At 42.9% G+C, this 14,855-nt stretch carries 12 protein-coding genes; all 12 read left to right on the forward strand.

Annotated elements, in window-relative coordinates:
* Nucleotides 1–8: 8 nt before the first annotated feature.
* Genes uppS through dnaE form a run of 12 tightly spaced genes read left to right on the forward strand, consistent with a single transcriptional unit; the run spans nt 9 to nt 14,839 of the window.
* Nucleotides 9–752, forward strand: a complete 744-nt coding sequence (gene uppS, locus ABKW31_RS01965; protein ID WP_348614515.1) for a polyprenyl diphosphate synthase — start codon at nt 9–11, stop codon at nt 750–752.
* A gap of 22 nt (nt 753–774) precedes the next feature.
* Nucleotides 775–1,638, forward strand: a complete 864-nt coding sequence (locus ABKW31_RS01970) for a phosphatidate cytidylyltransferase (protein ID WP_348614516.1) — start codon at nt 775–777, stop codon at nt 1,636–1,638.
* The gene (gene ispC / locus ABKW31_RS01975) at nt 1,638–2,852 is read left to right on the forward strand and encodes a 1-deoxy-D-xylulose-5-phosphate reductoisomerase (RefSeq protein ID WP_348614517.1); all 1,215 of its coding nucleotides are present in this window, start codon (nt 1,638–1,640) and stop codon (nt 2,850–2,852) included. The genes ABKW31_RS01970 and ispC overlap by 1 nt, the downstream gene beginning before the upstream one ends.
* Complete coding sequence (gene rseP, locus ABKW31_RS01980) at nt 2,845–4,197, forward strand: sigma E protease regulator RseP (protein ID WP_348614518.1); 1,353 nt, start codon at nt 2,845–2,847, stop codon at nt 4,195–4,197. Before ispC ends, rseP begins: the two co-directional genes overlap by 8 nt.
* Before the next feature lie 60 nt (nt 4,198–4,257).
* A complete protein-coding gene (gene bamA / locus ABKW31_RS01985) occupies nt 4,258–6,735 on the forward strand; it encodes an outer membrane protein assembly factor BamA (protein ID WP_348614519.1) in 2,478 nt (825 codons plus the stop codon).
* Between the two features lie 49 nt (nt 6,736–6,784).
* Entirely contained in the window at nt 6,785–7,300 is a 516-nt protein-coding gene (locus ABKW31_RS01990; RefSeq protein WP_348614520.1) for an OmpH family outer membrane protein, read from the forward strand.
* Nucleotides 7,301–7,326: 26 nt separating this feature from the next.
* Nucleotides 7,327–8,361 (forward strand): UDP-3-O-(3-hydroxymyristoyl)glucosamine N-acyltransferase, encoded by a 1,035-nt coding sequence (gene lpxD, locus ABKW31_RS01995; protein ID WP_348614521.1) that lies wholly within the window; start codon nt 7,327–7,329, stop codon nt 8,359–8,361.
* Nucleotides 8,362–8,399: 38 nt separating this feature from the next.
* On the forward strand, nt 8,400–8,846 hold the full coding sequence (gene fabZ, locus ABKW31_RS02000) for a 3-hydroxyacyl-ACP dehydratase FabZ (protein WP_348614523.1): 447 nt from the start codon (nt 8,400–8,402) through the stop codon (nt 8,844–8,846).
* Between the two features lie 2 nt (nt 8,847–8,848).
* Entirely contained in the window at nt 8,849–9,616 is a 768-nt protein-coding gene (lpxA, locus tag ABKW31_RS02005; protein ID WP_348614524.1) for an acyl-ACP--UDP-N-acetylglucosamine O-acyltransferase, read from the forward strand.
* 3 nt (nt 9,617–9,619) lie between these two features.
* Nucleotides 9,620–10,771 (forward strand): lipid-A-disaccharide synthase, encoded by a 1,152-nt coding sequence (gene lpxB / locus ABKW31_RS02010; protein WP_348614525.1) that lies wholly within the window; start codon nt 9,620–9,622, stop codon nt 10,769–10,771.
* Entirely contained in the window at nt 10,772–11,365 is a 594-nt protein-coding gene (gene rnhB, locus ABKW31_RS02015; protein ID WP_348614526.1) for a ribonuclease HII, read from the forward strand.
* A complete protein-coding gene (gene dnaE / locus ABKW31_RS02020; protein WP_348614527.1) occupies nt 11,366–14,839 on the forward strand; it encodes a DNA polymerase III subunit alpha in 3,474 nt (1,157 codons plus the stop codon).
* Nucleotides 14,840–14,855: the final 16 nt, after the last annotated feature.

Raw genomic sequence — 14,855 nt, forward strand, 5'->3', positions numbered from 1 at the left:
TTAATTTAATGGAAATGGAAAATCATATTGTTGACCCTATTATGCCTAAGCATGTGGCTATTATCATGGATGGTAATGGCCGTTGGGCGAAACAAAAAGGTAAGATTCGTACCTTTGGCCACAAAGCTGGTGTTGATGCAGTAAAGGCGTCGGTATCTTTTGCAATTAAGAATGATATTGCTGTGCTGACCTTATTTGCCTTTAGCAGTGAAAATTGGAATAGACCGGTAGAAGAGGTCAGAGTATTGATGGAGCTGTTTAAATTAGTGTTAAGCAGTGAAGTTAAAAAATTACATAAAAATAAGGTGAGACTGAGAGTTATTGGAGATATCAGCCGTTTTGATGCTAAATTAGTCGATAAAATAAGCAAAGCTGAAACGATGACAGCCAATAACACTGGTTTAACCTTAAACATTGCTGCGAATTACGGTGGAAAGTGGGATATAGTCAACGCCGCGAAGACAATGTGCGCGCAAGTGCAAGATGGAAAGATAGTATTAGACGATATTTCTGAAACGCTATTCCATTCTTATACCTGCGCAAATGATCTGCCGGAAGTGGATTTATTAATTCGTACCGGTGGTGAACAACGCATCAGTAACTTTTTATTATGGCAATTGGCTTATGCCGAGTTGTATTTTACTGATGTATATTGGCCTGATTTCAGTGAAGAAGTGTTTCTTCAGGCTGTAACGAATTTTTCTGAGCGTCAACGTCGTTTTGGATTGACCGGCGAACAAGTTTGTAGTTGAACGCTCAGTTTGGAATATTAATGTGTTAAAACAACGTATTATCACCGCTTTAATTCTGGCGCCTATGGCGCTATTTGCAATTTTATTCTTGCCGTTAATCGGCTTTGAATTATTGATTGCTTTGGTCGTAGGGCTCGGCGCTTGGGAATGGTCCAGCATGTCGGGTATGACTCGTGCCGCCACTAAATTTGCTTATGCTGCGGTGATTGTGGCTACGTGTTTGGTTTTAGCGTGGCTATTACCTATCCACATGATTTGGTATCAAGGGCAATTAAACGGCCTATATCAGTATATATTGTCAGTGGCTGCTGCTTGGTGGTCGATTTCGTTATTGATGATCATCCTGTACCCTAAATTTAGCTCTGTATGGCATACAAGTAAGATATTACGGGCCATCTTCGGCTTGTTGACTTTGATCCCCACTTGGGTGGCCGTTGTGTCATTGCGTACTAGCCTGTATGAGGTTGATCCTTTCTATGGTGCTTCATTAATTTTTTATGTACTGGGTATTGTGTGGGCGGCCGATATTGGTGCCTTTTTTGTTGGGGTTAAATTTGGAAAACATAAACTGCGTCCAAACGTTTCACCAGGCAAAACAATTGAAGGACTGATGGGCGGTATTTTTGCGTCTTCGGCTATTATTGCATTTGCGGCCTTGCATTATCATGTTGAACCCTCACGAATTTGGTTACACATTTTGGTCGGAGCGCTTACCGTAGGCGTTTCAGCCCTGGGCGATCTGAACGAAAGCATGTTCAAACGTTGTGCAGGTCTTAAAGACAGTGGCACATTATTGCCCGGACACGGTGGCATTATGGATAGAATAGATAGCTTGACCGCCGCATTTCCTGTATTCGCTTTTTGTTATGTGCTGTGGATGGCTTAATGCAATCAATTTGTATTTTAGGCTCAACGGGATCCATCGGTCAAAGCACCCTTGATGTTGTTCTCAGGCACCCAGAACAATTTCAAATATTTGCTCTGTCTGCACATAAAAACCTCAATTTATTGATTGAGCAAGCCGTTTTGTGCCAACCACAATATATTGTATTGGCAGGTGAAGAGAATTACGTCCAAGCAAAAACTCTAGTACAGCAACATGGTTTACAGTGTGAGATCTTGTGTGGGCCAGAAGCGTTGCAGCAGGTGGCCTGTGCTAGTCAAGTTGACGTTGTTATGGCCGCTATTGTCGGTGCGGCTGGATTACTGCCCACGATGGCCGCAGTAAACGCAGGTAAAAAAGTTTTGTTAGCGAATAAAGAAGCCTTAGTGATGTCGGGTAACTTATTCATTCATGCAGCAAATCAATCTAAAGCCCAACTGTTACCTATTGATAGTGAACATAATGCGATTTTCCAATGTTTACCCGTCGATTTTGAATATGGAAATTTAGCCGCTAGCGGTATCAGTAAAATATTATTGACCGGCTCAGGTGGACCCTTTTTAAAAACCCCAATGGAACTGCTTAGTAGCATGACACCACAGCAAGCCTGTGCGCATCCTAACTGGGATATGGGTCGTAAAATTTCTGTCGATTCAGCCACAATGATGAACAAGGGGCTAGAATTTATCGAAGCCCGTTGGTTGTTTGGTCTGCAAAGTAAAGATATTGAGGTGGTCCTGCATCCGCAAAGTATCATTCATTCAATGGTACAATATTGTGATGGTTCGGTATTGGCGCAGTTAGGGAATCCTGATATGCGCACCCCAATTGCACATGCCTTGGCTTATCCACAGCGTATTGAGTCAGGTGTTGCACCACTCAACTTCATGCAATTGGCTGACTTTAGTTTTTGTGCGCCAGATGTGCAGCGTTACCCTAACTTAAAATTAGCTATTGATGCTAGTAACGCCGGACAAAGCGCGACCACGGTATTAAATGCGGCGAACGAAATAGCCGTGGAGGCTTTTTTACAAGACCAAATCAGGTTTACTCAAATTGCCACAGTAAATGAAAGTTGTTTAAACGCCATCGCAAGTCAAGAGGTTAGCGACATCAACAGTATTATTGAGTTAGACCAACGAGCCCGCCGCCAAGCTCTAGTGGCCATCGAACAACTGAATCAATCTTCGTCACGCATAAGTGCCAGTCATGCTTGATATTCTCCAAACTATCATCGCTTTTATCGTTGCAATAGGTATTTTAGTTGCTGTGCATGAATGGGGACACTTTTGGGTTGCCCGTCGTTGTGGGGTGAAAGTACTGCGCTTTTCTATCGGGTTTGGCCCTACCTTGTGGTCTCGTACTGATAAATTAGGTACCGAGTACGTAATTGCAGCTATCCCCTTGGGCGGTTATGTAAAAATGTTGGACGAGCGAGTAGAGGAAGTATCTGCAACTGATCTGCCTTTTGCCTTTAATCAGCAAGTAGTATGGAAGAAAATAGCGATTATTGCGGCTGGCCCATTAGTTAATTTTATTTTTGCGGTCTTTGCCCTCTACGTGATGTTTTTAATCGGGGTGCCGACCAGTAAGGCCATGTTAGGTGAAGTAGTGCCAGACTCAATTGTCAGCCAAAGCTCGATAACAAGTCATGCAACCATCACGGGCGTAGGTGAGCGACAAACTCGCAACTGGGAAGAAGTTAATCTCGAGTTAATGTCATACATCGGCCAAGACGCAATTGCTATAACCTGGCAACCAGAAGGCCAACAGTTTATAAAAACCACCAATCTAGATATTAAAGAATGGAAATTTGACCCCGACAAAACTTCAGCAGTTAGTAGTCTAGGCTTCAGTGTATACCGTCCTGATATCATTTTAGTGTTGGCGCAAGTGGTGAAAAATTCGGCTGCTGAACAGATTGGTTTACAGGTTGGCGATAAAATTCTGCAGTTCGATGGAACTACTATGCAAAATTGGGAACAAATAGTGGGTTATGTTACTGAAAGACCCAAACAGCCAATAGTTATTAAGGTTGAACGCGATGGCCAGATACTGGCGTTGAATGGTTTAATTGGTGAAAAAACTGATAAAGGCATTACGCGAGGCTATATGGGTTTCTTACCAACCTTAGAAGCTTGGCCAGAAGGGGTGTTGTTCGACTATCAATATGGTGTTGTTGATGGTGTAGCTAAGGCCTTAGATAAAACCTGGCGCTTAATGACAGTGAGTGTTGGGATGTTAGGAAAACTGATAACAGGAGATATATCAGTTAAAAATTTGAGCGGGCCTATTGCTATCGCTCAAGGCGCAGGAATGAGCGCGAGTTCTGGATTAGTCTACTTTTTGGGCTTTTTAGCGCTAATTAGTGTCAATTTAGGAATTATCAACCTATTACCTCTACCAGTGCTTGATGGTGGCCACTTACTCTATTATTTTATAGAGCTTGTTAGCGGTCGGCCTGTGCCTGAGTCTGTGCAGGAAGTAGGTTTTAAAATCGGCGGCGTTATTTTGCTGCTGTTAATGAGCATCGCGATTGTAAATGATATAACGCGTTTGTAGTTTTTATCGGCCGATTTGGTCATGCGCAAATTGTTGTGCGTTTAGGAAGAATATTAATAAATGAAGTTTAAACAGTTAGTTGTTGCCGGATTGATTCTTTCCATTACTAGCTTTGCTAATGCGGCTGCCAAAAGTGAATTTGTTGTTCAAGATATTAAAGTCGAGGGCCTACAAAGAGTTGCCTTAGGTGCGGCATTGACCTATCTGCCGGTTAAGGTTGGTGATGAGATGAATGGTTTCAGGGTAAGCCAACTGATCCGTTCTCTTTATTCTTCCACGCATTTTGAGAGCATCCAGATCCTACGTGATGGTGATACCTTATTGGTGCGAGTTAAAGAACGCCCCACGATCAGTAGTATTATTTATGATGGTAATGATGATATTAAAGATGAGCAGTTGCAGGAAAGTTTAGATGGCAGCAACATCAAAATTGGCGAGCCTTTAGATAAAACAGTGCTCACCTCAATAGAAAATGGTTTAAAAGACTTTTATTACAGCATTGGTAAATATAACGCGGATGTTACCGCTATTATTACCCCGCTGCCACGTAATCGGGTCGATGTGAAATTACTGTTTGAAGAGGGCGATGCGGCAAAAATTCAACAAATTAATATTGTTGGTAATCAAAAGTTCGCTGATCAAGAGTTGTTAGACCAAGTTGAACTGCAGTTTGACACACCGTGGTGGGATTTCATGTCTGAAACCCGCTATCAGAAGCAAAAGCTCTCCGGCGATATGGAAACGATTACCAGCTATTATAAAGATCGCGGCTACTTACGTTTCAGTATTGATTCAACCCAAGTATCAATGACCCCTGAAAAAAGCGGTATTTACATTACGCTAAACGTTGATGAAGGTGAGCAATACACTATTTCTGATGTAGAGCTCATAGGTGATTTACTTGGGCACGAAGACTATATCAAATTAGTTTTACCATTGACCAAAGGTGAGCTGTATAACCAAGCTGAAGTCACCTATACAGAAGAATTTATCAGCAAGTATTTAGGCCGCTATGGTTATGCTTATCCTACCGTTACCACTATTCCTGATATCAATGAAGAAGATAAAACCGTCAAGTTAGTCTTGTCCGTCGATCCCGGTAAACGTATCTATGTGCGTCGTATTAACTTTCAAGGAAACGCCAGTACCTCTGATGAAGTATTACGCCAATCGGTTACACAGATGGAAGGTACATGGTTATCTAATGCCACACTGGAGTCTTCCAAAAACAGTTTGTCGCGTCTGACTTATATGGAAAAAGTTGATTTTGAAACCATTCGTCTACCTGGTGAAGATGATAAAGTTGATGTGAATTTCGACGTGAAAGAACAAGCTTCTGGTTCATTTAACGCGGGTATTGGTTATGGTGATAGAACCAAACTGAGCTTACAAGCCGGTATTCAACAAGATAACTTCCTCGGTACAGGTAAGCGTATCGCATTTAACGTCAGTACCGTTTCTTATCAGAAAAGCGTGCAAATATCTTATACCGACCCTTATTTCACCATCGATGGGATCAGTTTGGGCGGCACCATTGCTTATAGTGAGTTCGATGGTAGTTCAGCTAACTTAATTCAATATAATAGTAAGCAATACTCTATAGGTGGCAATATTGGTTATCCAATTGATGAGTTTAATCGTATTAACTTTGGCTTAACTTATAGCAGTGTAGAATTATTTCAAAACACGCCTTATATCCAAACTACGCGCTTTAATAATCAATTTATTGACCCCAATAACCCTGATGCAGCGATTAAATACGACAGCTATTTGGCTTCAGTAGCGTGGTTACGTACAACTCTTAACCGAGGTGTATTTCCCACTGCAGGTTCGTCACAACGAGCATCGTTTAGTATTACCACACCAAATTCTGACGTGAATTACTTTAAAACGGAAGTCGATACAAAATGGTATTGGCCTTTGTCACGTAATCAACGTTGGTCTTTCTTAGCACGCTTTAAAGCGGGCTACGGTAACGGTTATGGTTCAGTCAATGGTATCGATCAAATATTACCTTTCACTCAGCACTTTACTGCGGGTGGTAGTGATTCCTTGCGTGGATTTGAAAATAATACCGTCGGGCCTCGTGGTATTCAGGTTTCACCCAGTTTAGTATTAACCGATCCAAATGGAGTACCGATTTATTCAGGTCCAGAAAACGATACGATTAGCATTTCCAGTCGTTCTCTAGGCGGCAACGCGATGGCATTAGGTGGCTTGGAATTGATTGTTCCGACCCCATTTGTAGATGTTGACTTTGATAACTCGGTTCGTACTAGTATCTTCCTCGATGTAGGTAATGTGTGGGATACTGAGTTTGATTATAATAAATATAAACAATTAACCATCAACAAAAGCTTTAACAACGATGATTTGCTTGATTACAGTGATCCAACTCTTTTTAGATCTTCTTACGGACTCTCTGTACAATGGTTATCCCCTATGGGACCCATGGTTTTTAGTTTTTCTAGAGCTTTAAAAGAACGTGAAGGAGATGATATTAAGTTCTTCTCTTTCAACATTGGTCAAACATTTTAATAATTACATTGGCAGTAATGCCAGTTATCGATAGAAGTAGGAGTGTGTTTTGAATAAGTTTACTAAGAGTTTAATTGCCAGTGCGTTGTTGACTACAGCTATGGCCAGTACAGTTGCCATGGCAGAACAAAAAATCGGCGCCGTTAATGTGCAAGGCATTTTTCAATCCATGCCACAAGCAGCCACTATCCAGCAAACTATTGCCGCTGAATTTAAAGACAAAACCGAAGAAGTCAGCCGTTTAGAAAAAGATATTAAGTATTATCTTGAAAAAAACCAACGTGATGCGGCGACAATGAGTGCCAAAGAGAAAAAAGAATTAGAAGATAAAATCATTGCATTACGTGAAGAATATACGGTTAAGGCCCAGCCTTTACAGCAAGAAATTCAGCAGCGTTTGAAGGATGAGCAAAACAAGCTACTTGGTTTGATTAAGCAAAGTATCGATGTTGTAGCGGCCAAAGGAAAATACGATGTTATCTTAAATGCTAATGCCGTGGCCTTCATCAGCCCTGATCACGATATTTCTAAGTTGGTTCTAGACCAAGTTTCTAAAGTTAATTAACCCGCAAAGGTTTAAGCAAGGTTCACTTGATTAATGCCATTAGTTTAAAAGATATTGCTTCAGCCATCGGTGCACAATTGCACTTGGCTGAAGGCGATAGTGAAAATACGCTAATTCACTCAATCTCCACTCTAGCGAAGGCCGGCGATGGTCAGATTTCATTTTTGGCCAATAGCAAGTATCGTAGTCAGTTGTCTAGTACATCTGCCCAAGCGGTTATTGTTAATGCTGATGAGCAAGCACACTGTCAACGTACTGCCTTAGTGATGGCTAATCCCTACGTGGGTTTTGCCAAAGTAGCGCAGTTGTTAGATACCACGCCAGCGGCTGCCCATGACATTTCGTCAAGAGCGGTCGTAGCCGATGACGTCGTTCTGGGGCACAACGTTAAAATTGGCCCTAATGCGGTCATTGAGCGGGGTGTGCAGTTGGGCGATAACGTAGAAATTGGCGCAGGCTGTTTTGTAGGACAAGACACCGTTATTGGCGCTGATACCAAGTTATGGGCCAATGTGACTATCTACCATCGTGTGGTAATTGGTAAAAATTGTTTGTTTCAAGCCAACACTGTTATTGGCAGTGATGGCTTCGGTTACGCCAATGAAAATGGTCAATGGCTCAAAATACCTCAACTCGGGAGAGTTTTGATTGGTGACCGTGTTGAAATTGGTGCAAGTACCACGATAGATCGCGGTGCACTAGATGATACGATATTGCACGACGGTGTTATAATTGATAATCAATGTCAAATAGCACACAACGTAGTCATTGGTGAAAATACCGCAATGGCAGCGTGTTCAGTGGTTGCTGGAAGCACTAACATTGGCCGCAACTGCAGTATTGCAGGCTTAGTCGGGATCAATGGTCACATTGATATATGTGACGGTGTCTTTATGACAGGCATGAGTATGATCACTAAAAATATTTCTGTGCCTGGGGTTTATTCGTCTGGAATGCCAGCGGCACCCAACAAAGATTGGCGCAAAAACATGGTTGCACTGAAAAATATTGATAATCTCAATCAGCGCATCAAAACTTTGGAAAAGTTACAAACCAAATAGTCTGACTATTTGGTTGTTGTAGTGTGAGGAGACGCCTTTTGGCAAACGAATTACAAACTATCGAGATAGAAGAAATACTCAGTCTTCTGCCACATAGATACCCATTTTTATTGGTTGACCGTGTCACAAATTACACTCTGAATGAGTCAATTAGTGCCTATAAAAACATCACCTTTAATGAACCTTGTTTTACTGGCCATTTTCCTGGGAAACCCATTTTTCCGGGGGTACTAATTCTTGAAGCGTTGGCACAAGCTGCCGGTATTTTGGGTTTTAAAACCTCAGGTAACTCAGACGATTTGTATTTGTATGCTGGCATCGATAAGGCGCGTTTTAAGCGACCAGTGGTGCCAGGAGATAGAATGGATATGGATGTCATATTGAAGAAAGAACGTCGTGGCATCTGGATGTTCCAAGGTGTTGCTAGCGTCAACGGTAAAAGCGTTTGCGAAGCCGACTTTATGTGTGCAATGCGGAAAATGTAATTGTGATCCATTCAACAGCTATTATTCATCCTGAAGCAGAACTCGGTAACAATGTCTCGGTGGGCCCATTTTGTATTGTTGATGCAAATGTGACCATCGGCGATAATACCAAGCTAGAATCGCATATTGTGGTAAAGGGAAAAACCACGATTGGCAGTGGTAATCACTTCTATCAGTTTGGTTCTATTGGTGAAGATTGCCAAGATAAAAAGTACAAAGGTGAACCAACAGAATTGATTATTGGTGACAATAATGTATTCCGTGAAGGTGTCACTGTACATCGTGGCACTGTGCAAGATAAAGGCATCACCCGCATTGGTAATAACAATTTGTTTATGACTAATGCGCACATTGCCCATGATTGTGTGATTGGCGATAACAGCATTCTAGCAACACTGTGCACGTTAGCGGGCCATGTAACCGTAGATGATTGGGTGATACTAGGTGGCATGACTGCTGTTCATCAGTTCTGTCATATTGGCTCCCATAGTTTTGTCGGGGGTGGGGTCATTGTACTACGTGATGTTCCGCATTTTGTCATGCTCGGTGAGGGCAGCGTACCGCGTGGAATTAATACTGAAGGCTTAAAACGCCGCGGATTTTCTGCCGCAACAATTATGCAAATTAAGCGCGCTTATAAAGTACTCTATCGTAATGGTAATTTGGCTGACGAAGCTGTTGTCATCTTGCGAGAAATGGCGATAGAGACACCTGAAATTATGGCTTTGGCAGACTTTGTTGAACATTCAGTACGAGGTATTGTACGCTAACTCATGCGCGACAAACCTCTTAGAATTGGCATAGTAGCCGGTGAATCCTCCGGTGATATACTCGCTGCTGGTTTAATAAAACAAATCAAACTGCGTCATCCAGATGCACACTTTGTGGGCATCGGTGGGCCAAAGATGCTGGCCTTGGGCTGCGAATCCTTATTTGAGATGGAAGAGCTCTCGGTAATGGGCTTAGTCGAAGTTTTATCGCGTATTCGCCGTCTATTGTTTGTACGAAAATCCTTACTTAATTACTTTTTAGCCAATCCTATCGACTTATTTATTGGTGTTGACGCGCCTGATTTTAATTTAGGTTTAGAGCTTAAGTTAAAACGTCAGGGCATACTTACCGTGCAATATGTTAGTCCCACTGTCTGGGCTTGGCGTGAAAAACGCATATTCAAAATTGCCAAAGCAACTAATCTAGTACTCAGTATTTTTCCCTTTGAAAAAGCGGTATACGACAAACATGCTATTCCCTGTGCTTTTGTTGGCCATACCTTGGCCGATGATATTGCAGTGGAGCCTGACAGAAACGCGGCACGCAAAGCTTTGAATTTAAAACCGCAAGATTGTGTACTAGCCGTGCTGCCGGGTAGTCGTCAAAGCGAAGTTGAAGCCTTATTAGAGGTCTTTATGCAAAGCTGCGAGATCCTTACTCAGGCCAAACCAGACTTAAAAATACTCATACCTGTGGTAAATCGTCAGCGTAAAATTCAAGTGGAAAGTTTTTTTGCTAATCATGCAATGTATGTTGATTATCGTATTGTGATCGGTCATGCCAGACAAGTGATGATCGCGGCGGATGCCGTGTTATTGGCATCAGGCACCGCGACGTTAGAAGCCATGTTATGCAAACGCCCTATGGTTGCAGCTTATCGATTGAATAAACTTACTCATCTGATGATGAAATGGTTATATAAAGCCAAATTTTTCGCTCTGCCTAATGTACTAGCCGACGAAAAAGTAGTACCAGAATTATTGCAAGAAGAAGTCAATGCTCAAACCATTAGCGAGTTACTGTTACCGATGTTGAGCGATGATAATGTGCAACAACAGCTCAACGCTAAATTTACTGAGCTGCATCTCGCCTTAAAGAAAAACGCTGATGTACAAGCTGCGGATGCGGTACTTCAGTTAATTGAGGCCAAGTAAGTGATCAGGCTGCTTGCGGGAGTGGACGAAGTGGGTCGCGGCCCCTTGATTGGTGATGTAGTAACCGCAGCGGTGATCCTTGATCCCAATAAACCTATTTTAGGTTTAGCTGATTCAAAAAAACTATCTGAGAAAAAACGTGAAGCTTTAGCGCAGATTATTCGTCGCGACGCATTGTGTTGGGCTATCGGGCGCGCGTCGCCACAAGAAATTGATGAGTTGAATATATTACAAGCTACTCTGTTAGCGATGACACGAGCAGTACAAGCTCTGTCTGTGCAACCTGATCACGTATTAGTAGACGGTAATCGTTGTCCTAAGTGGGCTTATTCTAGTGAAGCGATTATCAAAGGTGATGGGCTGATTGCAGAGATATCTGCCGCCTCAATCATTGCTAAAGTGGCCCGTGATCATGAAATGCTGTCGCTTGATAAGCAGCATCCAGAATACGGTTTTGCCAAACATAAAGGCTACCCGACACCCTTACACTTAGCTAAATTGAATGAATTAGGACCTTTGTCCTTACATCGTATGAGTTTTAAGCCAGTGCAGCTTGCTTTAGCGGCACGTGACGGCCAATTGGCAGGAAATTAAATGGCACAAGCGCCGGTAAACTTTGTGCATCTGAGAGTGCACAGTGACTATTCAATGATGGATGGCTTAAATAAAGTTAAGCCATTAATCTCGAACATCAAAAAACTTGGCATGCCTGCGGTCGCAATTACCGACCAGATGAACATGTGCGGCTTAGTTAAATTTTACAGTGCCGCCCACGACAATGGTATAAAACCTATTGTGGGTGCCGATTTTTGGGTACAAAGCACTGAGTTAGAAGACAGTATCTTTCGACTAACTATCTTGGCCATGAATAATGCGGGATACAAAAATGTCACTTTGTTGATTTCCAAGGCGTATTTACGCGGTTCAGTAAAAGACAAAGCCGTGATAGACCAGCAGTGGTTAGTGGAACATGCCGAAGGACTGATTGTATTATCGGGAGGGCGTGTAGGTGACTTAGGCCTGACGCTTACCAAAGGCAATGTAGAAGCGGCAGAACGCATCACGCAATTTTATCAACGCCATTTTAGCGAACGTTTTTATCTTGAGTTAACGCGCACCGGACGACTGGGCGAAGAAGATTATATTCATCGCGCAGTAGCTTGGGCCGCCAAACACGATTTACCTGTCGTGGCGACCAATGAAGTGTGTTTTATTGAAGAAAAAGGCTTTGCTGCTCATGAAATTCGGGTCGCAATTCATGACGGTTTTACCCTTAATGATCCAAGGCGTCCTAAACTCTACAGTGAACAACAATATTTGCGTAGCAGCGAAGAAATGGTGGCATTGTTTGCTGATATTCCCGAGGCCATTGAAAATACCGTAGAAATAGCTAAACGTTGCAATGTCACCATCACTTTGGGTGAATACTTTTTACCGCAATTCCCCACTGGCGGTTTAACCGATTCAGAATATTTAGTAAAAGTGTCTAGAGAAGGTTTAGAAAAGCGTCTTGCCTTTTTATTCCCAGATGAACAAGTGCGGCTCGAACGTCGTCCAGAATATGACGAACGTTTAACCATAGAGATGGAAGTGATTAACCAGATGGGTTTTCCCGGTTACTTCCTGATAGTTATGGAATTTATTCAATGGAGTAAAGATAACGGTATTCCTGTGGGACCCGGTCGTGGGTCGGGTGCCGGTTCGCTGGTGGCCTATGCTCAAGGAATTACTGACCTTGATCCCCTGCAATTTGATTTATTATTCGAACGTTTTCTTAACCCCGAACGGGTATCCATGCCTGACTTTGACGTCGATTTTTGTATGGACAGACGGGACGAGGTGATTGAGCACGTTGCTGAACTGTATGGCCGCCAAGCGGTATCACAGATAATCACTTTTGGTACCATGGCCGCTAAAGCGGTAGTGCGCGATGTAGGTCGAGTACTTGGCCATCCTTACGGCTTTAATGATCGCATATCCAAGCTTATTCCGCCCACTCCAGGTATGACCCTTGAAAAAGCCTTTGCTGAAGAGCCGCGTTTACCTGAGTTATATAATGAAGATGAGGATGTCAAAGAACTCATCGATATGTGCCGCATACTGGAAGGTGTAACACGTAATGCTGGTAAACATGCCGGTGGTGTGGTCATTGCCCCGACCCAAATTACCGACTTCGCCCCCCTGTATTGTGATGATGAAGGCAAGAACCCAGTAACCCAGTTTGACAAAAATGATGTTGAATATGCCGGACTTGTTAAGTTCGACTTTTTGGGTCTGCGCACCCTGACGATTATTCAGTGGGCCATTGATATGATTGCCAGTGGCCGCGGAGTTAAAATTGATATAACCGCTATTCCATTGGTGGATGCCAAGTGTTTTAAATTACTGCAAAATGCTGAAACGACGGCGGTATTCCAATTAGAATCCCGCGGTATGAAGGAGCTGATCAAACGACTGCGGCCTGATACTTTTGAAGATATTATCGCTCTAGTGGCCCTGTTTCGCCCCGGACCCTTGCAGTCAGGCATGGTAGATAACTTTATCGACCGTAAACACGGTCGTGAAGCCATTTCTTATCCAGATGCGCAATATCAGCATGAATGTTTGAAAGAAATCCTAGAGCCTACCTACGGTATTATTTTATACCAAGAACAGGTTATGCAGATTGCCCAAGTTATGTCGGGTTATAGTTTGGGCGGTGCAGATTTATTACGCCGGGCTATGGGTAAGAAAAATGCTGATGAAATGGCCAAACAGCGTGAATCATTTGAGACCGGTGCCAAAGATAATAATATTGATCCCGACTTGGCGATTAAAATATTCGATTTGGTTGAAAAGTTTGCCGGTTATGGTTTCAATAAATCTCACTCTGCTGCTTATGCACTGGTTTCGTATCAAACCTTGTGGCTTAAAACCCATTATCCAGCTGAATTTATGGCGGCGGTTATGTCCGCTGATATGGACAATACCGACAAAATAGTTACCTTGGTTGATGAATGTCAACGCATGGGCATCGAAATATTACCACCTGACCTTAATGCCGGTGAATACAAATTCACCGTCGATGAGCAGGGTCGTATTGTCTATGGCATCGGTGCCATCAAAGGGGTGGGAGCCGGTCCTATCGAGGCGATTATTGCCGCCCGTGAAAAACATCAAAAATTCTCAGATTTGTTCGACTTTTGTGCCAAAGTTGATGTTAAAAAAATCAATAAACGTGTACTAGAAAAATTGGTTTACGCTGGTGCCTTTGATACCTTTGGTCCTCATCGTGCATCGATTATGGCCACCTTGCCCAATGCCTTGGCAGCCGCTGATCAACACGCCAAAGCCGAATCCTATGGGCAGTCAGACATGTTTGGTTTACTAACCACCGAGCCTGAATTAGTTAAACAAGCCTTTGTTGATGTACCAAAATGGCCGGAAAAAGTCTGGTTAGACGGCGAAAAAGAATCTTTGGGTTTGTATTTAACCGGACACCCCATTAACCAATATCTTGGTGAAATAAAGCACTATTCGCCAACTCGCTTGGTTGACCTTAAACCCACCCATAAAGACCAAACATCCTATGCTGTGGGCCTAGTGCTGAGTGTTAGGGTGATGACTAATAAACGAGGCAAACGTTGGGCTTTAGTCACCTTAGATGATAAAAGTGCGCGGATTGATGTTCGCTTTTTCCCTGAGATGTATGAACAATACGAAAGTATGCTGTTGGCAGACAAAATATTGGTTATTAGTGGACAGGTCAGCTTTGATGAATTCTCTGGGGGCAATACAATGCAAGCCCGCGATGCCATGGATATTGTGCAAGCCCGTGAAAAAAATGCCAAGGCTGTGCAAATACAATTGGAATCAAGCTGGTGCAATCCTGCAAGTCTGGCTAAACTGCAGACTATACTAAAGCCTTATCAAGGTGGCAGTTGTCCGGTGCTGGTGCGCTATCGCCACCCCGATGCAGAGGCAAATTTAGCCTTTGGCGCGCAGTGGTATATAAGCCCTGAAGATGAATTATTATATGACTTACAGCAGTATCTGGGTGCGACGCAGGTCGAACTCGTCTTTCATTAAGGCACAGTGTTTACTC

Origin of the sequence: Paraglaciecola sp. 25GB23A, assembly GCF_040012495.1 — a bacterium.
In the GTDB taxonomy this organism is placed as follows: domain Bacteria; phylum Pseudomonadota; class Gammaproteobacteria; order Enterobacterales; family Alteromonadaceae; genus Paraglaciecola.